Annotated in this window: 18 protein-coding genes; all 18 read right to left on the bottom strand. The window is 61.1% G+C overall.

Annotation, left to right across the window (positions count from 1 at the left end):
* Positions 1 to 69: 69 nt before the first annotated feature.
* On the bottom strand, positions 70 to 1,791 hold the full coding sequence (locus DW112_RS07870; protein ID WP_233545894.1) for a proline--tRNA ligase: 1,722 nt from the start codon (positions 1,789 to 1,791) through the stop codon (positions 70 to 72).
* Positions 1,792 to 2,874, bottom strand: coding sequence for a flavodoxin-dependent (E)-4-hydroxy-3-methylbut-2-enyl-diphosphate synthase (gene ispG, locus DW112_RS07865; RefSeq protein WP_117779087.1), 1,083 nt, complete (start codon positions 2,872 to 2,874; stop codon positions 1,792 to 1,794).
* Positions 2,875 to 2,887: 13 nt separating this feature from the next.
* Positions 2,888 to 4,249, bottom strand: coding sequence for an RIP metalloprotease (locus tag DW112_RS07860; protein ID WP_118328704.1), 1,362 nt, complete (start codon positions 4,247 to 4,249; stop codon positions 2,888 to 2,890).
* 25 nt (positions 4,250 to 4,274) lie between these two features.
* Complete coding sequence (gene dxr, locus DW112_RS07855; RefSeq protein WP_117635266.1) at positions 4,275 to 5,462, bottom strand: 1-deoxy-D-xylulose-5-phosphate reductoisomerase; 1,188 nt, start codon at positions 5,460 to 5,462, stop codon at positions 4,275 to 4,277.
* Positions 5,462 to 6,376, bottom strand: coding sequence for a phosphatidate cytidylyltransferase (locus DW112_RS07850; RefSeq protein WP_233502990.1), 915 nt, complete (start codon positions 6,374 to 6,376; stop codon positions 5,462 to 5,464). The genes dxr and DW112_RS07850 overlap by 1 nt, the downstream gene beginning before the upstream one ends.
* A gap of 2 nt (positions 6,377 to 6,378) precedes the next feature.
* Positions 6,379 to 7,173, bottom strand: coding sequence for an isoprenyl transferase (locus DW112_RS07845; protein WP_117635267.1), 795 nt, complete (start codon positions 7,171 to 7,173; stop codon positions 6,379 to 6,381).
* Between the two features lies 1 nt (position 7,174).
* Positions 7,175 to 7,711: a ribosome recycling factor gene (gene frr / locus DW112_RS07840; RefSeq protein ID WP_006236112.1), complete on the bottom strand. Its 537-nt coding sequence runs from the start codon at positions 7,709 to 7,711 to the stop codon at positions 7,175 to 7,177.
* A gap of 2 nt (positions 7,712 to 7,713) precedes the next feature.
* Positions 7,714 to 8,436: a UMP kinase gene (pyrH, locus tag DW112_RS07835; protein ID WP_117583224.1), complete on the bottom strand. Its 723-nt coding sequence runs from the start codon at positions 8,434 to 8,436 to the stop codon at positions 7,714 to 7,716.
* 118 nt (positions 8,437 to 8,554) lie between these two features.
* The gene (gene tsf / locus DW112_RS07830; protein WP_022094736.1) at positions 8,555 to 9,424 is read right to left on the bottom strand and encodes a translation elongation factor Ts; all 870 of its coding nucleotides are present in this window, start codon (positions 9,422 to 9,424) and stop codon (positions 8,555 to 8,557) included.
* A gap of 45 nt (positions 9,425 to 9,469) precedes the next feature.
* Positions 9,470 to 10,198, bottom strand: coding sequence for a 30S ribosomal protein S2 (rpsB, locus tag DW112_RS07825; protein WP_006236109.1), 729 nt, complete (start codon positions 10,196 to 10,198; stop codon positions 9,470 to 9,472).
* A gap of 219 nt (positions 10,199 to 10,417) precedes the next feature.
* Positions 10,418 to 11,326, bottom strand: coding sequence for a tyrosine recombinase (locus DW112_RS07820; RefSeq protein ID WP_369831357.1), 909 nt, complete (start codon positions 11,324 to 11,326; stop codon positions 10,418 to 10,420).
* 8 nt (positions 11,327 to 11,334) lie between these two features.
* Complete coding sequence (gene trmFO, locus DW112_RS07815; protein WP_118328703.1) at positions 11,335 to 12,672, bottom strand: methylenetetrahydrofolate--tRNA-(uracil(54)-C(5))-methyltransferase (FADH(2)-oxidizing) TrmFO; 1,338 nt, start codon at positions 12,670 to 12,672, stop codon at positions 11,335 to 11,337.
* A gap of 14 nt (positions 12,673 to 12,686) precedes the next feature.
* On the bottom strand, positions 12,687 to 13,619 hold the full coding sequence (locus DW112_RS07810) for a DNA-processing protein DprA (protein ID WP_117637281.1): 933 nt from the start codon (positions 13,617 to 13,619) through the stop codon (positions 12,687 to 12,689).
* Positions 13,619 to 15,142 (bottom strand): YifB family Mg chelatase-like AAA ATPase, encoded by a 1,524-nt coding sequence (locus DW112_RS07805; RefSeq protein ID WP_118328702.1) that lies wholly within the window; start codon positions 15,140 to 15,142, stop codon positions 13,619 to 13,621. Before DW112_RS07805 ends, DW112_RS07810 begins: the two co-directional genes overlap by 1 nt.
* Complete coding sequence (locus DW112_RS07800; RefSeq protein WP_117637238.1) at positions 15,142 to 15,627, bottom strand: YraN family protein; 486 nt, start codon at positions 15,625 to 15,627, stop codon at positions 15,142 to 15,144. The genes DW112_RS07805 and DW112_RS07800 overlap by 1 nt, the downstream gene beginning before the upstream one ends.
* Before the next feature lie 189 nt (positions 15,628 to 15,816).
* Positions 15,817 to 16,605 (bottom strand): ribonuclease HII, encoded by a 789-nt coding sequence (locus DW112_RS07795; protein ID WP_055250018.1) that lies wholly within the window; start codon positions 16,603 to 16,605, stop codon positions 15,817 to 15,819.
* Between the two features lie 93 nt (positions 16,606 to 16,698).
* Entirely contained in the window at positions 16,699 to 17,040 is a 342-nt protein-coding gene (rplS, locus tag DW112_RS07790; protein ID WP_006236098.1) for a 50S ribosomal protein L19, read from the bottom strand.
* A 210-nt stretch (positions 17,041 to 17,250) separates the two neighbouring features.
* Positions 17,251 to 20,001 (bottom strand): pyruvate, phosphate dikinase, encoded by a 2,751-nt coding sequence (gene ppdK, locus DW112_RS07785; protein WP_117637237.1) that lies wholly within the window; start codon positions 19,999 to 20,001, stop codon positions 17,251 to 17,253.
* Positions 20,002 to 20,097 lie beyond the last annotated feature (96 nt).

The raw sequence follows: 20,097 nt of genomic DNA, 5'->3' as shown, positions 1-20,097 counted from the left end.
TGCTCCGCATCTCTTCCTAAGAGAGATACGGAGCAGTCCCGCAATTACATCTAATAGCAGAAACGTCGATTAACGGCGGGCCGCCTTAACAAGCTCGGCAACCTTGGCGACGACCTCGTCAATCGCCACGTCCTCGCGCTCGCCCGTGGCACGGTCCTTGAGCTCAACGGTGCCATTCTTAAGGCCACGCTTGCCAAGCACCACCTGATACGGGAATCCCATAAGGTCGTTATCGGCAAACTTAAAGCCGGGACGCTCGTCACGGTCGTCGACGACGACCTCGATACCCTCGGCGCACAAGCCCTCGACGATTTGGTCGCAGACGGTTGCGCACTCCTCCTTCTTGGAATCGAGCGGAATCACAGCGACCTCGTACGGGGCAACGGAAACCGGCCAGACGATACCGTGCTCGTCGTTGTGCTGCTCCACGACGGCAGCAAGCGAGCGGGACACGCCCACGCCGTAGCAACCCATGATAAGCGGCTTCTCCTTGCCGTCCTCGTCCATAAAGGTGGCACCCATGGCCTCGGAGTACTTGGTGCCCAGCTGGAACACCTGAGAGACCTCGATGCCGCGGGCAGCAGAGAGCGGCTTGCCGCAGTGCGGGCAGGGATCGCCGGCAACGACGGTGACCAGATCTGCCCACTCATCGACGGTAAAGTCGCGCTCGGGGCAGGCACCGGTAAAGTGATAATCGACCTCGTTGGCACCGCAGGCCCACTGCTTGGACTCGCGCAGGCTCTCGTCGCACACCAGACGGATGCCCTCGGGCAAGTTAACCGGTCCGATAAAGCCCTTGTGCAGACCGTAGGTCTGAAGCTCCTCGTCCGTCATCATGCGATAACCCTTGCCAAAGACATGCTCGGCCTTGCAGTCGTTGAGCTCATGATCGCCCGGGACGATGGCCACGACAGGCTTGCCCTCGGCATCGATGAGCGCCAGGGACTTGCGCGTGCCGTTCTCGGGGAACCCAAAGAACTTAGCAACGGCCTCAATGGTGCCCATGCCCGGAGTCTCGACCTTGGTAAGCGTACCGTCACCGGGACCCTCAGTCACGACGACCTTGGTGCTTGCAGCCTCATCATCGGCGGCAAAACCGCAGTCATCGCAATAGACGAGAGAAGCCTCGCCGGCGTCGGCCAAAGCCATGTACTCGACGGAGGTATCGCCACCGATCTCGCCGGAGTCGGCAACGACGGGCAAGGCCTTGATGTAGCAGCGCTCGCAAATGTTAGCGTAGGCCTGCTTCATCTTGTCATACTCCTCCTGCAAGCTCTCCTGCGTGGCGGAGAAGCTGTAGGCATCCTTCATGATGAACTCGCGACCGCGCATCAGGCCAAAACGGGGACGGAACTCGTCGCGGAACTTATCCTGGATGTGATAGAGGTTCACTGGCAGCTGCTTATAGGAGCGCAGCTCGTTGCGCACCAGGGCCGTGACGGTCTCCTCGTGCGTGGGGCCCAGCACGAACTCGCGACCATGACGGTCGTCAAAGCGCACAAGCTCCTTGCCATAGGCATCGATACGGCCGGACTCACGCCACAACTCGGCGTCGACCATAATGGGCATCATAAGCTCCTGGGCGCCGGCGGCGTCCATCTCGTCGCGCACGATGTTCTCAATCTTGCGAATCGAGCGCCATGCGAGCGGCAGGTAGGAATACAGACCGGCGGCCTCCTTGCGGATCATGCCGGCACGGAGCAGCAGGCGGTGGCTGGCGAGCTCAGCGTCCGCCGGATCCTCTTTAAGCGTCGGCGCATAGAGCTTAGACATATACATTGCTCGGGTCATTTATTTCTCCTCAATAAGCTTGTCGACCTCTGCCATAAGCGCGTCGACAATTTGGTCCTCAGCTACTTTACCAATGATCTGGCCATGCGAAAAGAGCAAGGCCTGACCACGTCCGCAAGCAACGCCCAGGTCGGCATCAGAAGCCTCACCGGGGCCATTAACGGCACATCCCATGACGGCAATCGAAAGCGGCGCGGAATAGTTCTTAAGCCGCTCGGTGACCTCCTCGGCGATGGGAATGAGGTTAACCTGGCAGCGGGCGCACGTGGGGCACGAGACAATCTCGGGACCACGGCGACGCAGGCCCAGCGACTGTAGAATTCCCCAGGCGACCGGCGGCTCCTCAACCGGATCGGCCGTGAGCGACACACGCATGGTGTCGCCGATGCCTTCGGAAAGCAAGATACCCAAGCCTACAGAGCTCTTGATGGTGCCCTGAAGCTTGGTCCCCGCCTCCGTCACGCCCAGGTGAAGCGGAACGTGGGGAATCTCACGTGACAGGGCTCGATAGGTATCGAGCGTCGTTTGCACGCTATGGGCCTTGGCCGAAAGCACAATGTTCGTAAAGCCGCGATCCTCAAAGTGCTTGACGAAGCGCTCGCTCGACATCACGAGCTTTTCGGGCTGCGTGAGGTCGTCGCGCTCGGCAATATCTTGCTCAAGCGAGCCCGCGTTCACGCCAATGCGAATCGCACAGCCCGCGGCACCCGCAGCATCGATCACCGCGTCAACCTTGGCCCAATCGCCGATATTGCCGGGATTGATGCGCAGCTTGGCGGCACCGGCCTCAACGGCACCAATGGCGAGCTTATGGTTAAAGTGGATATCGGCGACAATGGGCACCGGAGACTCGGCACAGATGGTGCGGAAGCCCTCAAGCGCGGCCTCGGAGGGCACGCTCACGCGCACGATATCGCAGCCAGCCTGCGCCAACGCGCACACTTGCGCAAGCGTTGCCTGGGCATCAGCGGTATCGGTGCAGGTCATAGATTGGACCACCACCGGCGCGCCGCCACCGATCTGCACGCCGCCCACATGCACGGGGCGCGTCAGCTCGCGAGGCAAAGGATGGGATAAAGACAATCCAAACACTCCCCTACAAAATAAATCGAAGGATGTCGGAACGAAGCATATAGACAAACAGGAGCGCAAAGAGCGCGATGCCCACATAGCTCACAATCGTCTGGACCTTGAGCGGAAGCTCGCGGCCCGCAATCTTCTGAATGATCTCGATGACTAGCTTGCCGCCATCGAGTGGCGGGATGGGCAGCAGGTTCATAAAGCCAAGCGAGAATGAAATGAGGGCGGCAAACGAAAGGAACGTGGCAGGGCCGGCAGCAGCAGCCTGTGAGGACATAACGCTAATACCCACGATCGAAGAGGACTGATCGAGAATCTCCATCGTATGCTGCGGCTGGAGCAGGCGCATCACGCCCTCCGCTGTCTGCACAACATAGGAGAACGACAGGCGAGCCGACGTGATGGGGTCTAAACGGACCACCTGCGTAGAGGCATACACACCTAGGCGATCGTCCTCTTTGAGCGCAACCGTGGTCGAATGCTGCTTGCCGTCACGCTCGTACTCAATGGCGATATCGTCCTTACCGGCAGCCTTGCCGATGGCATCGTAAACATCCATCCAGGTAGAGCACGATACTCCGTCAACCGAAAGGATCGCGTCACCGCCCTCGATACCCGCCTTGGCGGCAATCGAGCCTTCGTCAACCTGGCCAATCACATTGGTATCCATCGGCACGGTGACACCCGCAATGGAATAGATGCTCATAAGGAGCAAAAAACCCGTCAAGATATTGACGATAATGCCCGCGAGCAGCATAAAGGCGCGCTTGAGAAAGCCTTGGCCAAGATAGGTGTGCGAGCGCTCTTGCGCAAGGAACTCGGCCTCGCCGCACGGCAGTTCCCACACATCGCCCTCGGCAGTCGCATGTTCGCGATCGAAACGGCGACCATCAAAGGTGGTATAGCCTGCCTTGTCTCGCGGCAACGTCTGATATTTGGTGGGATAGTAGCTCGGCGAGGGCTTCTCCCCTTCCTCATACCAGGGCGCGATGGAGCCCCAGCCAAGCAACAGGGCGCATGCCTCGAGCACATCCTCCTCGGAAAGCTCGAGCTCGACAGCAAGGTCGGCCACGGTCACGCGACCATGACGATAGATAGCCGCGAGCACGCGGTCGGCGCACGAAACATCGGTCGGATCCATACCGCAGATGGCAGCGTAGCCACCCAGCAGCAGCGGGGTCACGCCAAACTTGGTTCCAATGCGACGCGACGTGTAATGGATGTCAAAGCGGCACGGCAGACCCAAAAAGAACTCGGTCACACGGACGCCGCAGGCGCGCGCCGCCAAAAAGTGGCCGCCCTCGTGCAAAAACACGAGGACGGAAAGCATCAGCAGGCCCCAAAAGACCGATGAGAGAACGCTCAGAACAGTATCCATAAAACGAAAAAGCAATCCTTATGGGTTAGGAACGGGTTGCGGCGAGCACCTGCGCAGCCTTTTCACGCGCCCACGCATCGATGTCGCGAAGCTGCTCAAACGAATCGACCACCTGCATATCGTGGGCGTCCATGCAGGATTCCACAATGCGATCGATATCGGTAAAGCTGCAGCCATCGTGCAGGAAGGCATCGACGGCGACCTCGTTGGCGGCATTGAGCACGCACGGCATGGTGCCACCCGTCTTGCCGGCACGCTCGGCCAGTGCCAGACAGCGGAAGGTATCCATGTCGGCAGCATCAAACGTGAGCTGCCCCAGCTCGCGGAAATCGATACGAGGCGCCGGAGTATCCCAACGCTCGGGATACGAGAACGCGAACTGGATGGGAATACGCATGTCGGATGCACCGAGATGCGCCATCACGGAGCCGTCGGCGAACTCGACCATAGAGTGAATCTTGGACTGACGCTGCACGACCACGTTAATGAAATCGAGGTCGCAGTTAAACAGATGCATGGCCTCAATGCGCTCCAGGCCCTTGTTCATGAGGGTGGCGGAGTCGATGGTGATCTTGGCACCCATGGCCCACGTGGGATGTGCGAGGGCATCGGCACGCGTCACGCGATCGAGCTCGTCACGCGTGCGGCCAAAGAACGGACCGCCCGAGCAGGTGAGCCAAATACAATGAGCCTCGCGCGGGTTCTCCCCCAGATAGCACTGGTAGATGGCGGAATGCTCAGAGTCGACCGGAATAAGCTGGCCCGGTTGCGCCAACGGCATAAGCAAGTCGCCACCGACAACGAGGGACTCCTTGTTGGCAAGGGCAAGGCGCTTATTCGAGATCAAGGCCGCATGGCTCGCCTCGAGACCGGCGGCGCCCACAATAGCGACGAGCACGCAGTCGACATCGTCGCGACGTGCGAGCTCGCAAACCGCCTGCGCGCCAACGCCGAGCTTCGTTCCCTCGGGCAACTCCTGCAGCACGGCGTCATCGCCATGAGCGACATCGGCCACGGCAACCGCCGGAACCGAGAACTCGCGGGCAGCGGCAACGAGCTCGGAGGTACTGGAGTTAACGGACAGCGCCGTCACCTGCAGGCGATCGGCATGCTGGCGGCACACATCGAGCGCCTGGGTGCCGATAGAGCCTGTACAGCCCAGGATGGCAACACGAAGGCGTCCATCGGGGCCATACGTCGTCTGGAATGACATTACAGCACGCCTCCGATCATCAAAAGCAGCTGCGCGGTAATGCAGCCAAAGATAAGCGAATCGCTACGGTCGAGCATGCCGCCATGGCCCGGGATAAGGTTGCCGGAATCTTTGACGCCCACACCGCGCTTGATGCGCGACTCGATAAGGTCGCCGATAACGCCCAGAATGGACACGACCACGCCGCACAGCAGCGCATAGGGCAGGCTGAGCTTGTAGAAGTGCGTCGCCCACAGGATGAGCCAAATCAAAACCGAGCCCAAGATGCCGCCGGCAAACCCCTCCCAGCTCTTTTTGGGAGAGATCTTGGGAACCATCTTGTGCTTGCCGATACGGCTGCCCACGATGTAGGCAAACGAATCGGAGACCCAAAGGGACGCGCAAACGCCCACTGAAAGCAGGGCGCCGGCAAAACCGGGCACGGCATCGCGCAGCAGCACGATAGCCGACAGCATAAAGCCAGTGTAGATGGGACCCATGAGCGTCACGGCCACATCAGAGATGCGGGTACGCGGCGACCAAACATACCAAATGCCCACAGCGAGCATCAGGGCAAAAAGCAGGGCATTCAGCAACATCGAATCGCCCAACGCCGACAGCGGAAAGAGTACGGCGGCAGCGATACCCATGCGCTCGTTAGCCATCTTGCCATCGAGCCTCGTCATACGGAAAAACTCATAGCAGCACAGACCGCTCATGACAGAAACAAAGATGGCCGTGGGCACGATACCCAAAACCAGGCACAGGATAAAGACAACGGCGTAGACGATACCGGCGGCGGCACGGGTGATAAAGCCCGCCAGCCACGAACCGGTGCCGCTCTTTGCTGCAGGTGCTCCCGCAGCGGCAGCCTTGCGCGCAGGCGCCGCGGAAACTGGCGTCTTGGGAGCAGATGCCTTGGGACGATCGGACACGATTAAGCCTCCTCGGTCTTACTCAGTCCACCAAACCTACGGTCACGGCCCTGATAGGCCAAAATGGCGTCGACAAGGCCCCAACGATCAAAGTCGGGCCAATAGGTATCGGTGACGTAGAATTCGGAATAAGCCACCTGCCACAGCAGATAGTTCGAAAGGCGCAGCTCGCCAGAAGTGCGAATCACGAGCTCCGGATCGGGAAGACCGGCGGTGTACAGGTGCGAAGCAACCATATCATCGTCGATAGCGGCAAGATCGATCTTTCCAGCGGCGGCATCAAGTGCGATCTGGCGGACAGCGCGGGTGATCTCAGCACGGGCACCGTAGTTAACGGCCAGCGCCAGCGTCATACCGGTATGGTCGGCGCATTCGGCAAGGCCGCGCTCAAAGACATCGCGGGTCTTCTTGGGCAGCGCGGAAATATCGCCCAAAAAGACAACGCGAACGTTCTCGCGCTTCAGAAGCGGCAGCTCGTCGATAAACGTCTTGGCAAACAGATGCATCAAAACGTTGACCTCATGCTGCGGACGGTTCCAGTTTTCGGTAGAAAACGCATAGGCAGAAAGCACGTCGACGCCTAGGCGCACGCAGGCGGTAATGATCTCGCGCAGCGAGACGATACCTGCCTTATGACCCTCGGTGCGCGCAAGACCGCGCGACGTAGCCCAACGACCGTTGCCGTCCATGATGCACGAGATATGGTGCGGAATCTTATTGAGGTCAAGGTCGGAAAAACCGACGCCCGCAGGGGCGTCGGCAAAGTACTCGACCAGTTTATGCTCGTCGTATTGCACCTTAGATCTCCATGACCTCGGCTTCTTTTTCCTTCAGAAGCTCCTCCACCTTGGCGACATACTCATCGGTGTGCTTCTGGACCTTGGCCTGCTCGCGACGGACATCGTCCTCGGTGAGCTCCTCATCGCGCTCGAGCTTATTGTTGAAGTCGCGACGGATGTTACGGATAGACACCTTGGCCTGCTCGGCGTACTCGCGGCACTCCTTGACGAGCTCGCGACGGCGCTCCTCAGTGGGGGCCGGGAACGGCAGACGAACGACGGTGCCATCGGAGTTGGGGGTAATGCCCAGATCGGAAGCGCCGATGGCCTTGACGATAGCGTTGATGAGCGCCTTGTCCCACGGCTCGATGAGCAGCATGTGAGCCTCGGGGGTCTTGACGGCGGCAACCTGCGTGACCGGCGTGGGGACACCGTAATAATCAACGGTGATGTCGGACAGAATGTTGGCGTTGGCGCGGCCGGTACGAACCTTGGAGAAGTTATGCTTGAGGGACTCGAGCGACTTGTCCATATGGGCGGTGATGTTCTCTGCCATGCTTAATCCTCCTGATAGACGAGCGTGCCGACGGGCTCACCCGAAAGCGCGCGCTTGACGGTGTCCTCGCCATCGATGTTGAGGACCAAAATCGGCATACGGTTATCCTGACACAGTGCCGTAGCCGTGGAATCCATAACCTGCAGACCGCGGACGAGAACCTCGTGATAGGTAATCTTGTCAAAACGGACGGCATCGGCGCACTTGACGGGATCCTTGTCGTAGATGCCGTCAACCTTGGTGGCTTTAATCAGAATCTCGGCGCCAATCTCGCACGCACGAAGAGCCGCGGCGGTGTCGGTCGTAAAGTACGGATTGCCCGAACCGGCAGCGAAGATGACGACGTTGCCCTTGGACAGATGGTTGATAGCGCGGCGACGAATATAGGGCTCGCAGATCTCGTTCATCTGGATAGCGCTCATCACGCGGCAGGGAACATCGTTATGCTCGAAGGCATCCTGCAGGGCAAGCGCGTTCATAACGGTTGCCAGCATGCCCATGTAGTCGGCCTGAGCACGCTCCATGCCACCGGCAGCGCCGGCCATGCCGCGGAAAATATTGCCGCCGCCGACAACGACGCCGACCTCATGGCCAACGGCGAGCAGCTCCTTGACCTGTTTGGCAAGATGGTCGGTAACCTTGGGGTCGATGCCATAGTGGCCGTCGCCCATCAGTGCTTCGCCAGAAAGCTTCAGAAGCACGCGTTTATATCGGATGTCGGACAAAGCGATCCTCCTTTAGATTGAACTCTCAACATTCTATCAAAGGCTCTAAGAAGAGCCATGAAAAAGCAGGCTGTGAGTAAAACCCACAGCCTGCTCATTACCAGCTACAAGAGCTTATTTACTCGCCACGGACCAGACGGTCAAAGGCAACGACGGTAATGGTGTCGCCGAGCTCCTTGGAGACCTGCTCAGCGTACTTCTTGATGGTGAGGGAGCTGTCCTTGATGAACTCCTGCTCGGTGAGCACGGACTGCTTGTAGAACTTCTCCAGACGGCCGACAGCCATCTTCTCCTGAATGGCCTCGGGCTTGCCGGACTCGGCAGCCTGAGCCATGTAGATCTGCTTCTCGTGCTCGACGGTCTCGGCCGGAACCTGATCGCGGGTGGCGCAGATCGGGGCGACGGCGGCAACCTGAAGGGCAACGTCGTGAGCGAAGGTCTTGAAGGACTCAGCCTGAGCGGTCTCGGCCTTCTCGAAGGCGAACTCGACGAGAACGCCGATCTTACCACCCATGTGGATGTAAGAAGCGAGCGCGCCGTTCTCGGCCTTGCGGGCGGCAAAGCGGGAGATCTTCATGTTCTCGCCCATGATGTGAATCATCTCGGTGAGCTCAGAGGAAACGGTCTCCTCGCCCATCGGCTTCTCGAGCAGAGCGTCGACGTCAGCAGGCTCGGTGGTAGCGACAACCTCGGCGACCTTGGAAGCAAAGCCGGTGAACTTGGCGTTGGAGCCAACGAAGTCGGTCTCGCAGGAGAGCTCGAGCAGAGCGCCGGTCTTGCCATCCTCGGAGACGAACGCGGCGACAGCGCCCTCGTTGGTCTCACGGCCAGCCTTCTTGGCAGCCTTGGCAAGGCCGTTCTTACGCAGAACGTCGACAGCGGCGTCCATGTCGCCGTCAGCCTCGACGAGAGCCTTCTTGCACTCCATCATCGGGGAGTCGGTCATCTCGCGGAGCTGCTTGACCATAGCGGCGGTAATCTGGGCCATTGTGGTTCCTTTCAAAGAGATGAAAAAGAATTAACTAAGACTGATTTACTCGGCCTTGGGCTCAGCGGCCATCTCGGCCTCGGAGACCTGCTCCTTGCCGGAGCCAGCGAGGCAGGCGTCAGCCATGAGCTCGCACATAAGGGTAACAGCGGAGATAGCGTCATCGTTGCAGGGGATGCCGTACTCGACCTCGTCGGGATCGGAGTTGGTGTCGATCAGAGCGACGACGGGGATGTTCAGGCGCTGAGCCTCCTTGATGGCGTTCTCCTCGCGCTTGGTGTCGATGACGAAGAGAGCCTGGGGCAGACCCTTCATGTCGCGGGCACCACCGAGGTTGGTCTGGAGCTTGGTGAGCTCCTTGCCGAGCACAGCCTGCTCCTTCTTGGGGAGCACTGCCATGCGGCCGTCCTCGACCATGGCCTCGAGCTCCTCCATGCGGTTGATGCGGGAGCGGATGGTGACGAAGTTGGTCAGCATACCGCCGAGCCAACGCTGGTTGATGTAAGGCATGTTGGCGCGCTCAGCAGCGTTCTTGACGGCCTCCTGAGCCTGCTTCTTGGTGCCGACGAATAGCACATTGCCGCCCTTGGCGACGTTCTTGACGAAGGTGTAGGCCTGATCGGCGTCGAGGATGGTCTGCTTGAGGTCGAGGATGTAGATGCCGTTGCGCTCACCGAAGATGAACGGCTTCATCTTGGGGTTCCAGCGACGGGTCTGGTGACCGAAGTGGCAGCCGGCCTCGAGCAGGGTGCGGATATTAATCTTGGTAGCCATGTTAAACCTCCTGTGGTTTGCCTCCGCGCGGGGTCATCCTCCAAAACCAACCCGGACATGTGCTACCAAAGCCCGGGCACCACGGTATGAAGTAGCCGCGCGTGCGTGATAAAAACCTGTTGCCGTGAAGCAACCCGATGAATGATAGCAGGAATGCATCTTCCTGCCAACCCGCAATCAAAACCACACACCTGAGCGCGGCGCGGGACGTCCCAGCCACTATTCGCCTCGGGGATGGGCTTGAGCCACGGCACGTTTGAGCCGATCGGGCGTGAGATGCGTGTAGATCTGCGTCGTGGACAGGCTCGCATGACCCAGCAGCTCTTGAACCGAGCGCAGGTCCGCGCCGCCCTCGAGCAAGTCGGTCGCAAAGGTATGGCGCATCGCATGCGGGGCGATGTCGGCCGGAATGCCGGCGAGCGTCGCCAGCATATGAAACCGCCGCCTGAGCATGGCGGCACTCATGCGATTACCGCGCGCCGATATAAGCAGAGGATGCGGCCCGGTAGCGGGGTCACGGCGCTTTGCCTGAGCGAGCAACTCCGGCCGCCCCTCCTCAATATAGAGACGCGTCGTCTCGAGCGCACGACGATACAGAGGGACGATACGTTCTTTGCTCCCCTTGCCCCACAGGCGCAGCGTGCGTTCGGACCACGCAATGGACTCCACATTGAGTGCTGCGAGCTCAGAGATACGGGCGCCCGAGGCATAGAGCAGCTCGAGCATCGCCGCATCGCGCAGTCCCGCGGGTGTTGAGGTATCAGGCGTCTTGAGCAGCGCCTCCACCTGTTGGGTCGTCAGCACACCGGGTAGATCGCGCGGGAGCTTGGGCGAGGAAATTGCCGAGACCACATCGCCCTCCACGACCCCCTCGGCAGCCATCCATCGATAGAGCGATCGGATAGCCGACAGATGCGCCGCAAGCGTTCGGGGAGCCACCCGCTCACGCGAAAGCTCGGCAAGATAGCGACGAATGGTGCGCACGTCGGCAGCGAAAGCATCGATATCCTCGCGCTCGCACCAGGCAGCAAAGCGCTCCAGCCTCGAGCCATAGGCCGTCACCGTATTGGGAGAAAGCCCCTCGACACGTGCGATATAGGCGATAAACGAGTCGACGGTGTCGTACAGGTCAAAGGCTATGACCGGTCGCCTCCAAACAGATCGGGGCGAGTGGCCAGATAGGCATCAAGGGCCTCGAGCGCACGGTCCGCATAGGCCTGGTAGCGGTCGCGCTTGCTGCAGCGCTTACCATCCTCGAGTGGCGGCACCAGGCCAAAGTTGACATGCATAGGCTGATAGCCCACGGTGGCAGGATCGGTCGCATAGCCCACGAGCGCGCCCAAAGCACCCACGCGCGGCAGCTCGACGGGAGCGGCCCCGACAGCCTCGGCATAGGTGTTGAGTGCCGCGAGCAGACCTGTCGCCACGGCTTCCATGTACCCCTCGGTGCCGGTGATCTGACCGGCCAGGCGCACGCCGGTACCAGGCACGGCAAAGGTGCCATCGAGCACGTGCGGCGCATCGACAAAGGTATTGCGGTGCATGACACCGTAGCGGAAGAACTCAGCGTTCTCCAGGCCCGGCACCATATGGAAGACGCGCTTCTGTTCGCCAAAGGTCAGGTTGGTCTGGAAGCCCACCAGGTTATAGGCGGTCTTCTCCTTGTTCTCGGCACGCAGCTGAATCGCCGCCCAGGGACGACGACCGGTTCGCGGGTCGGTGAGGCCGACGGGCTTCATGGCGCCAAAGCGAATGGCGTCCTTGCCGGTGCGCGCAACTTCCTCGGCAGGCTGGCAGGCCTGGAACAGATCGCCGCCCTCAAAGTCCTTGAGCACCACGCGGTCGGCCGTGGTAAGCGCCTCGATAAAGGCCTCGTACTCTTCCTTGTTGAGCGGAGCGTTGAGATAGTCGCCGCTCCCCTGCTCCTCGTAGCGCGACTGCGAGAACAGCACGTCCATATCGAGCGTGGAGGCATCGACGATCGGCGCCGCGGCATCGAAGAACGCAAGGGCGTCGCCACCGACGAGCTTCATGACCTCTTCGCTCAACGCCGGCGAGCACAAGGGGCCGGCGGCAATGACCACGTGACCTTCGGGAATCTGCGTGACCTCGCCGTGAACGATCTCGATATTGGGACGGGCGGCAACCTCGTCCTCGACAAGCTCGGAAAACTTGACGCGGTCGACCGCCAAGGCGCCACCGGCGGGAACAGCCGCGCGATGGGCGCAATCGAGCAGGACCGAACCCATGCGCTCAAGCTCGGCCTTCAGCAAACCAGCCGCGGAATCCAGACGGGTCGACTTAAACGAATTGGAACAGACGAGCTCTGCCAGGTGATCGGTATGGTGGGCCGGGGAGCTCACCTGGGGGCGCATCTCGCACAGCTTTACGGAAAACCCGCGATCCGCCAGCTGAATCGCGCACTCCGAACCCGCCAGACCGCCACCGATAACCGTCACCTGATCAAACAGCATCTGCAAACACCTTTCTAATTGACATGTTTTCCATTGTGACCGAAGGGTGTCTGGGCGTGAAGAGCAAACTTGGAGGGCGCATACCTTCCATCCATCATGCGCTCGATAAGGCCCTCGAGCTCAAGCGAACCCAGGAGCTTAAGTACGCCAACGGCATCGAGCGAGACGAGTGCCGCGATGTCGTCGACCTTGAGCGGAGAGGCGATGAGTGCATGCATCACGGTCTGCTGTGTTTGATCCAGGTCGGCAATGCCGGGAGCATCGGGGCGCGAGTAGCGCAGGGTGCCGTAGATGCGTGAAATAGCCATCTCGATAGATTCCTCGTCGATGATGCAGCAGGCACCGTTCGCAATGAGGTAATTCGTGCCACGCGACTCGGGCGATAGGATCGACCCCGGCACGGCAAGAAGTTCTCGCCCCAAATCCATAGCAGCCTCGGCTGTAGAAAACGTCCCGGAAGGCATACCCGCCTCGGATACAAAGAGGGCTTGCGACAAGGCCGCGATTACGCGATTGCGGCGCGGAAAGGCAAACTTGCGCGGACCCATGCCCCACGGAGAGATCGACACGACCGCGCCACCCGTATCGAGTGTGCGCGTAATAAGCCCCGCGCTCGAACGCGGGTAGACCACGTCGGCGCCCGTCCCCAGCACCACGACGTGTTTACCGCCAGCGTTGACCGCAGCCCAACCCGAGGCCTGGTCACAACCGACCGCGCCGCCCGAGACTACCGTCACGCCCGCCTCGACCGCTACCTTTGACGCAAGCTCTGCCACGGCAAGACCATACGGCGAGGCCTTGCGCGCGCCGATGATGGAGAGCGCGGGCGTCGAAAGCACCTCGGGGTTGCCGCGCACATAGAGCGTCTGGGGTACATCAGAAAGCTCCAAAACGGTCTCGGGATACAACGTATCACCTGGATGCAGCTCGAAGGTTCCCTCGGCCATCATTGGTCCCTCCTTCCCTGGTACATCGCCGCCTCGAGCACGTGGTCCTGCGTCACATGCTCGCTCTCGGCGACATCTGCGATCGTGCGCGCAATGCGAACCAGGCGCACGATGCCACGGCCCGTGAGATGCGTGCGCTTCGACAGGCCGAGCACACACTTCTCCGCCGCATCATCGAGCTCAAAGGTCGAAACGACGCCGTCAATGGACCGTGTCTCGTCATCCTCGGCCTCGGCATCCGCATCGTCCATACGGGATTCGCGCCAGGCGCGAAAGGCGCGACCGCGCACAACGTAGTCACGCAACTCGGCCGACGACATACCCTCCGCACCCTCGATAATCACTTGGGGGTCGGGACGGGTCACGTCGATCATCATGTCGATACGGTCGGCCAAAGGACCGCGCAGTTTAGACCGATAGCGCTCGACCATCGCCGCTGAGCAGCGACACGGTACCTCGCGATCGCCCATAAAACCGCAGGGGCAGGGATTGCTCGCAGCCAGCAGCTGAAAGCGCGACGGGAAGGTAAAGGCCCCGTCGACGCGTACGATCCTCACATAGCCGCGCTCGATGGGCTGACGCAGCGTCTGCAGCACACCCGTGGGAAACTCGGCAAGCTCGTCCAAAAAGAGCACGCCGCCATGAGCAAGGCTGATCTCACCCGGGTGCACCGGGCGCCCACCGCCGATAAGACCTGCGGTCGAAATACTGTGATGGGGACTGCGGAAGGGCCGGTGCCCCGCCAACAAGCCATCAATGTTCTCACCCAAAACCGAATGGATGCACAGCGCCGCCTGTTGATCCTCAACGGAAAGCTCGGGCAGGATGCCGGTCATACGACGCGCGAGCATCGTCTTGCCCGATCCCGGGGACCCGATCATGAGCAAGCCGAGTTCTCCTGCCGCCGCAAGCGCCATGCCGCGTTTAGCGACTTCCTGCCCCAGCACGTCGGCATAGTCGAGCTCAGGCTCAAAGGTCGCCTCGACGCCCTCGGAATCCAGATAGTGCCGAGCCGCCTCGCCCATGCCATGGGCAAGCCGAGACAAATGATCGATAAAGCCGCAATCCACGCCCGCGAGCGGCACATGCTGGTCGGACCTGCCGGCGATAAAAGACAGCCCCATGTCGCGAGCCAATAGCTGAAACGCCACCTCGCCCTTGACAGGAAGCACCGTACCGTCCAAGCCAAGCTCGCCGGCGATAAGGCAGCGATCGAGGTTGTCACGGGGAATCTGACCATCGGCCGCTAGAACCGCGATGGCGATGGGCAGGTCAAAGCCGCTACCGGTCTTGCGGATATCGCCGGGTGCCAGGTTAACGGTAATGCCCGAGCGCGGGATCTCAAAGCCGGCCGAGCGCATGGCGCACCGGATACGCCCGCGCGACTCCATCACCTCCATACTCGGAATGCCGAGCATCTGGATGCCCGGAACGCCGCCGGCAAGCGAGACCTCGACCGTGACGTGAATCGCCTCGACGCCACGGATGCAGGCCGCGTGAACGGCAAACGTCTCGAACGCCATCACGACACCTGCCAATCGAACGCGTTGTACTGGTGCTCGATCTCGGCGATATGCCCGCCGCGAATGGTGACGCCCACGGCATCGAAGCGAATCGCCTTGAGCGGATAATGCTCCATGAGATAGCAACTTGCGATGCGGCGGTAGCGGCGTTGCTTTTGGGCGTCCACGGCCTCCTCGGGAAAGACCCGCGTGCTGCAATCCAGTGCGACGCGTCTGGTCTTGACCTCGGCCATCACCACGACATCGTCGAGTTCATCGAGCAGCACCAGATCGGCCTCGCCCTCGGAGCAACGATAACCCTGCTCCAGCAAGGTGTAGCCGCGCTCGTTAAAGTAGTCGATGGTGATCAGCTCGCCCAGCATGCCCAGCTCGCGGGGACTGAGTCCCTTGATAAACTCAGGCGTCATCGCCCCGCAGTCGAGCTCGCCGTTTTCCCAACGCTCCTTGAGCTGCTGCGTCTTGCTCTTTTTGCTTGCGGCACTCATGGGGTCTCCTTTCCCGCACGCTGCATTGCCCCGATGATGAGGGCACCTTTCGTGCGGGTAAGTACCGGAAGCAAACCAAAAGCTGACCAAATGCCGTCAAAAAACGGGCCGTACGCAGCAATGGTGTTGCATACGGCCCGCCACCAGCAGGTTTATAAAACCCCAGAGGTCCCTGTCTCCACAATTGACCTAGAAAAGGCGCTCAGTCTGCAGAAAGTTTCCGCAAAAGCTCACGCGGTGCAGTGGACAAAGTCCATGTTTGCGAATGGCCTCGATATGCTCGGGGCTTGCATAGCCCTTCGACTCGGCCAGATGGTACTCGGGATACTCGGCGTCGTACTCGACCATCATCTCGTCACGCGTGACCTTGGCCATGATGGACGCCGCGGCGATGCAGGCGATTTTGGCATCGCCCTTCACCACATCGCGCTCGTTAGGAACGGCGCCCAAGGGGTTACCATCCATGAGGACGCAGTCGGGCTCAAGTCCCGTATCGGCCACGGCGCCCGCAACGGCAGTACGGATAGCACGGGCCATGCCCATTTCATCGATATCCTTCGGCGCGATATGGCAAAAACCGATCGCCGTCGCCACCTCGGCAATCTTCACTGAGAGCAACTCGCGGCGCGCGGGCGTGAGCTTTTTGGAATCGTTGATACCCCAGACGCGCGGCTCCATAGGAAGACAGACGGCGCATACCGTCAAAGGGCCGGCCACCGATCCGCGACCCACCTCGTCGACACCAACGACCACCCCATCGCCACCAAGCTCATGCATAAGCTCGTACATGTCATTGACGCGCTCGCGCTCGGCAAGCTCTTTGGCATGGCGTTTGAGGGCGCGTTCACAAGCCTTGATCACCTGCTGGCGTGGGTCCTCGCGATAATGCTCCACGAGGGCGGGAATCTCCTCAAACGTAGCGCTCGCCAACTCACCGGCAACCTGCGATGCCGAAACCGAGCTCGTCATGTTGGCCATACCAGGCCCTCCTTGCATGCAAATCAGATAAAAAGAAGGGCCACCCGAAGGTGACCCTTGTGTCCAAACGAGTGGACAGACGCTGCGATCTTCTTAGCGCTTCTCGGGGATGCGAGCAGCCTTGCCCACCTTGTCGCGGAGGTAGTACAGCTTGGCGCGACGGACGCGACCATGACGAACGACCTCGAGCTTGGCGATCTTGGGGCTGTGAAGCGGGAAGGTACGCTCAACACCGACACCGAAGGACATCTTGCGGACGGTGAAGGTCTCGCGGGCACCGGCGCCGGCCATGCGGATGACGTCGCCCTGGAAGACCTGGATGCGCTCGCGGTCGCCTTCCTTAATGCGGTAGTGAACCTTGACGTTGTCGGCGACGCGAACCTGAGGAATGTCCTCGCGGATCTGCTGACGCTCGATTGCGCGGATGTAATCCATGTGCAATTCCTTACTCTTCTAGAGGTGCCGTACCACCCTGGCCGGCACGTAGTTGAACAAACGTATTCGAGTATACACGCGCGGGTTTCTGCTGCAAGAACAATTTTTTACGCAGACAAAAAGACAAAACCCGCACATGATAACCGCCCGCCTCACGAATGAGACGGGCGGTATGAAGGGGGACTATGCCAGGCGTCGATGCGCAGGGCGCTAGGCGTTGCGCTTGGCCTCGAGCTTGGCCTGAGCGGCAGCCAGACGCGCCAGGGGCACGCGGTAAGGCGAGCAGGACACATAGTCCACATCGGCCACGTTAAACAGGCCCTTGATGGACTTGGGGTCGCCGCCGTGTTCGCCGCACACGCCAAAGTGCATGTCGGGATTGGTGGCGCGGCCCTTCTCGACGGCCAAGCGCACGAGCTCCAGCACCGCCGTGTCGATGGTCTCGAAGGGGTTGTCCTTCAGGATCTTCTTGTGCAAGTACAGCGGAATGAACTTGGCCTCGGCATCGTCGCGGGAGAAGCCGAAGGTCGTCTGGGTGAGGTCGTTGGTGCCAAAGCAGAAGAAATCTGCGTGATGGGCGATCTCGTCGGCGACCATGCAGGCGCGCGGCAGCTCGAGCATCGTGCCCACGGGAATGTTGAGCTCGACACCTTCCTCGGAGGAGACCTCGGCGATCACGCGCTCGATGACCTCGCGAGTCTGAACGTGCTCGGCCGTAATGGAAACGAGCGGGACCATAATCTCGGGACGCGGGTCGACGCCTTCCTTGATAAGGCGGGCGGCAGCCGTTGCCACGGCACGGACCTGCATGAGCGGCAGGTCACCGAAGACGACGGACAGGCGCACGCCGCGCAGACCGAGCATCGGGTTGGACTCGACCATGCCGTCGATACGACGCAGGCGGGCACGCAGGGCGGCAAGCTCTTCCTCGCTGGCGCCGGCGGCCTCCTTCTTGGTGATGGCGACCTCAAGCTCACGCGGATCGTCAAGGAACTCGTGCAGCGGCGGATCGAGCAGACGCACGACCACATCGCGACCGGACATGGTCTTGAACATCGCCAGGAAGTCCTCGGTCTGGACCTTGAGCAGGTCGGCCAGGGCCTGCTGCTTTACGGCCTCGTCATCGGACAGGATAAAGCTCTGGATGATGTTCTTGCGGTCGCCCAGGAACATATGCTCGGTGCGGCACAGGCCGATGGCCTCGGCGCCAAACTCGAGCGCGAGCGCGGCATCCTCGGGGTTGTCGGCGTTGACGCGCACGTGGTTGGCGTGGCCGCAGGTCTCGTCCAGGCGAATCTCGTCGGCCCAGGACAGGATGGTGTCCAGGTCGCCGGTGAGCTCGGCCGAAACCAGGTCGACGGCGCCGTCGACGACGATGCCCTGGGTACCGTCGATGGAGATGACATCACCCTCGCGCAGCACGCGGTCGCTGCCCTCGATGTGCACGACCTTCTCGGCAGCGTCGATGTGGAAGCGTTCGACACCGCAGACGCAGGGCGTACCCATACCGCGGGCGATAACGGCGGCATGGCTCGTCTTGCCACCGTGACTGGTCAGGATGCCCTCGGCGGCAACCATACCCTTCAGGTCGTCGGGGTTGGTCTCCCAGCGAACCAGAATGACCTTGTGGCCCTCGTTGGCGCGCGCGACGGCGTCATCACTCGAGAACACGACCTCACCCACGGCGGCACCGGGGCTGGCGTTAAGGCCGCTGGCCAGGGCCTCGTACTTCTTGGAGGCGTCGAACTGCGGGTGCAGGAGCTGATCGAGCTGCGCGGGATCGATGCGGCTCACGGCCTCCTCGCGGGTGATGAGGCCCTCCTCGACCATCTCGATAGCGATGCGCAGGGCGGCGGTAGCAGTGCGCTTGCCCACGCGGGTCTGGAGCATCCAGAGCTTGCCCTGCTCGATGGTGAACTCGATATCGCACATATCGCGGTAATGATCCTCGAGCGTCAGGAACACGCGCTCGAGCTCCTCACCTGCGGACTCGAGGCCCGGGGTGGTCTTGAGGTCGGCAATGGGCTCGGTGTTGCGGATGCCGGCGACGACATCCTCGCCCTGCGCGTTGACCAGAAAGTCGCCGTAGAACTCCTTAGTGCCGTCGGCCGGGTTGCGCGTAAAGGCGACGCCGGTCGCAGAGGTCTCCCCCTTGTTGCCAAAGGCCATGGCTTGGACGTTGACGGCAGTACCGAGCTCGTCGGAGATGCCGTGCTGTTTGCGGTAGATGCAGGCGCGCTCGTTCATCCAGCTGCCAAAGACGGCCTGGATGGCAAGGCGCAGCTGAAGCTCCGGGTCGTGCGGGAAGACGGGCTTGCCGTCAGCGACCTCGAGCTCGGGATACAGGGCAGCCTCGACGTTCTCGGAGAAGATGCCCTTAAAGGTCTCGACGAGCTCCTGCAGGTCCTCGGCCGAAAGCTCGGAATCGACGCGAACGCCGGCGACCAGGCGGGCCTGGGTCAGGGCATTCTCGAACAAGTCGGCATCGACACCCATGACGACGTTGGAGAACATCTGGATAAAGCGGCGGTAGCTATCCCAGGCAAAGCGCGGGTTTTGCGTCTGGGCGATAAGGCCCTGGACGGAATCGTCGTTGAGGCCCAGGTTGAGAACCGTGTCCATCATGCCGGGCATGGAGAACGGAGCGCCCGAGCGGACCGACACGAGCAGCGGATCGGAGGCATCGCCGAGCTTCTTGCCGCAGCGGGCCTCGAGGTCGACCTCGGCGGCAACGATCTCGTCGAGCGCGCCCTCCGGCCACACGTTGCCGGCGCCGGAGTACTCAACGCAAGTCTGGCAGGTAATGGTAAAGCCACCGGGAACCGGCAGGCCGATACGGCTCATCTCGGCAAGGTTAGCGCCCTTGCCACCAAGCACGAAGTTCATGGACTTGTCGCCCTCGGTGACACAGGTGCCCTGGGCGTCGGTTCCAAAACGGTAAACCCTCTTGCAATCGCTCACGATACTTCCCCTTCCATGCGCTTACGCGCACGACCGTGGTAACGAATCGACCCGCCGGATGCAGGCCGTGAGGGAACTATACGGCGGGTTTTGGGC

It is taken from the genome of Collinsella sp. AM09-41 (assembly GCF_003473245.1).
Classification (GTDB): Bacteria; Actinomycetota; Coriobacteriia; order Coriobacteriales; family Coriobacteriaceae; genus Collinsella.
This window is presented reverse-complemented; position numbering and strand designations above follow the sequence as displayed.

What these genes read in the sequence shown, in the direction of transcription:
- DW112_RS07870 (WP_233545894.1), bottom strand. Translation starts at nt 1,791, where the DNA reads ATGACCCGAGCAATGTATATGTCTAAGCTCTATGCGCCGACGCTTAAA.
- DW112_RS07860 (WP_118328704.1), bottom strand. Translation starts at nt 4,249, where the DNA reads ATGGATACTGTTCTGAGCGTTCTCTCATCGGTCTTTTGGGGCCTGCTG.
- dxr (WP_117635266.1), bottom strand. Translation starts at nt 5,462, where the DNA reads ATGTCATTCCAGACGACGTATGGCCCCGATGGACGCCTTCGTGTTGCC.
- frr (WP_006236112.1), bottom strand. Translation starts at nt 7,711, where the DNA reads ATGGCAGAGAACATCACCGCCCATATGGACAAGTCGCTCGAGTCCCTC.
- tsf (WP_022094736.1), bottom strand. Translation starts at nt 9,424, where the DNA reads ATGGCCCAGATTACCGCCGCTATGGTCAAGCAGCTCCGCGAGATGACC.
- rpsB (WP_006236109.1), bottom strand. Translation starts at nt 10,198, where the DNA reads ATGGCTACCAAGATTAATATCCGCACCCTGCTCGAGGCCGGCTGCCAC.
- trmFO (WP_118328703.1), bottom strand. Translation starts at nt 12,672, where the DNA reads ATGCTGTTTGATCAGGTGACGGTTATCGGTGGCGGTCTGGCGGGTTCG.
- DW112_RS07810 (WP_117637281.1), bottom strand. Translation starts at nt 13,619, where the DNA reads ATGGCCGAGGGAACCTTCGAGCTGCATCCAGGTGATACGTTGTATCCC.
- DW112_RS07805 (WP_118328702.1), bottom strand. Translation starts at nt 15,142, where the DNA reads ATGGCGTTCGAGACGTTTGCCGTTCACGCGGCCTGCATCCGTGGCGTC.
- DW112_RS07800 (WP_117637238.1), bottom strand. Translation starts at nt 15,627, where the DNA reads ATGAGTGCCGCAAGCAAAAAGAGCAAGACGCAGCAGCTCAAGGAGCGT.
- DW112_RS07795 (WP_055250018.1), bottom strand. Translation starts at nt 16,605, where the DNA reads ATGGCCAACATGACGAGCTCGGTTTCGGCATCGCAGGTTGCCGGTGAG.
- rplS (WP_006236098.1), bottom strand. Translation starts at nt 17,040, where the DNA reads ATGGATTACATCCGCGCAATCGAGCGTCAGCAGATCCGCGAGGACATT.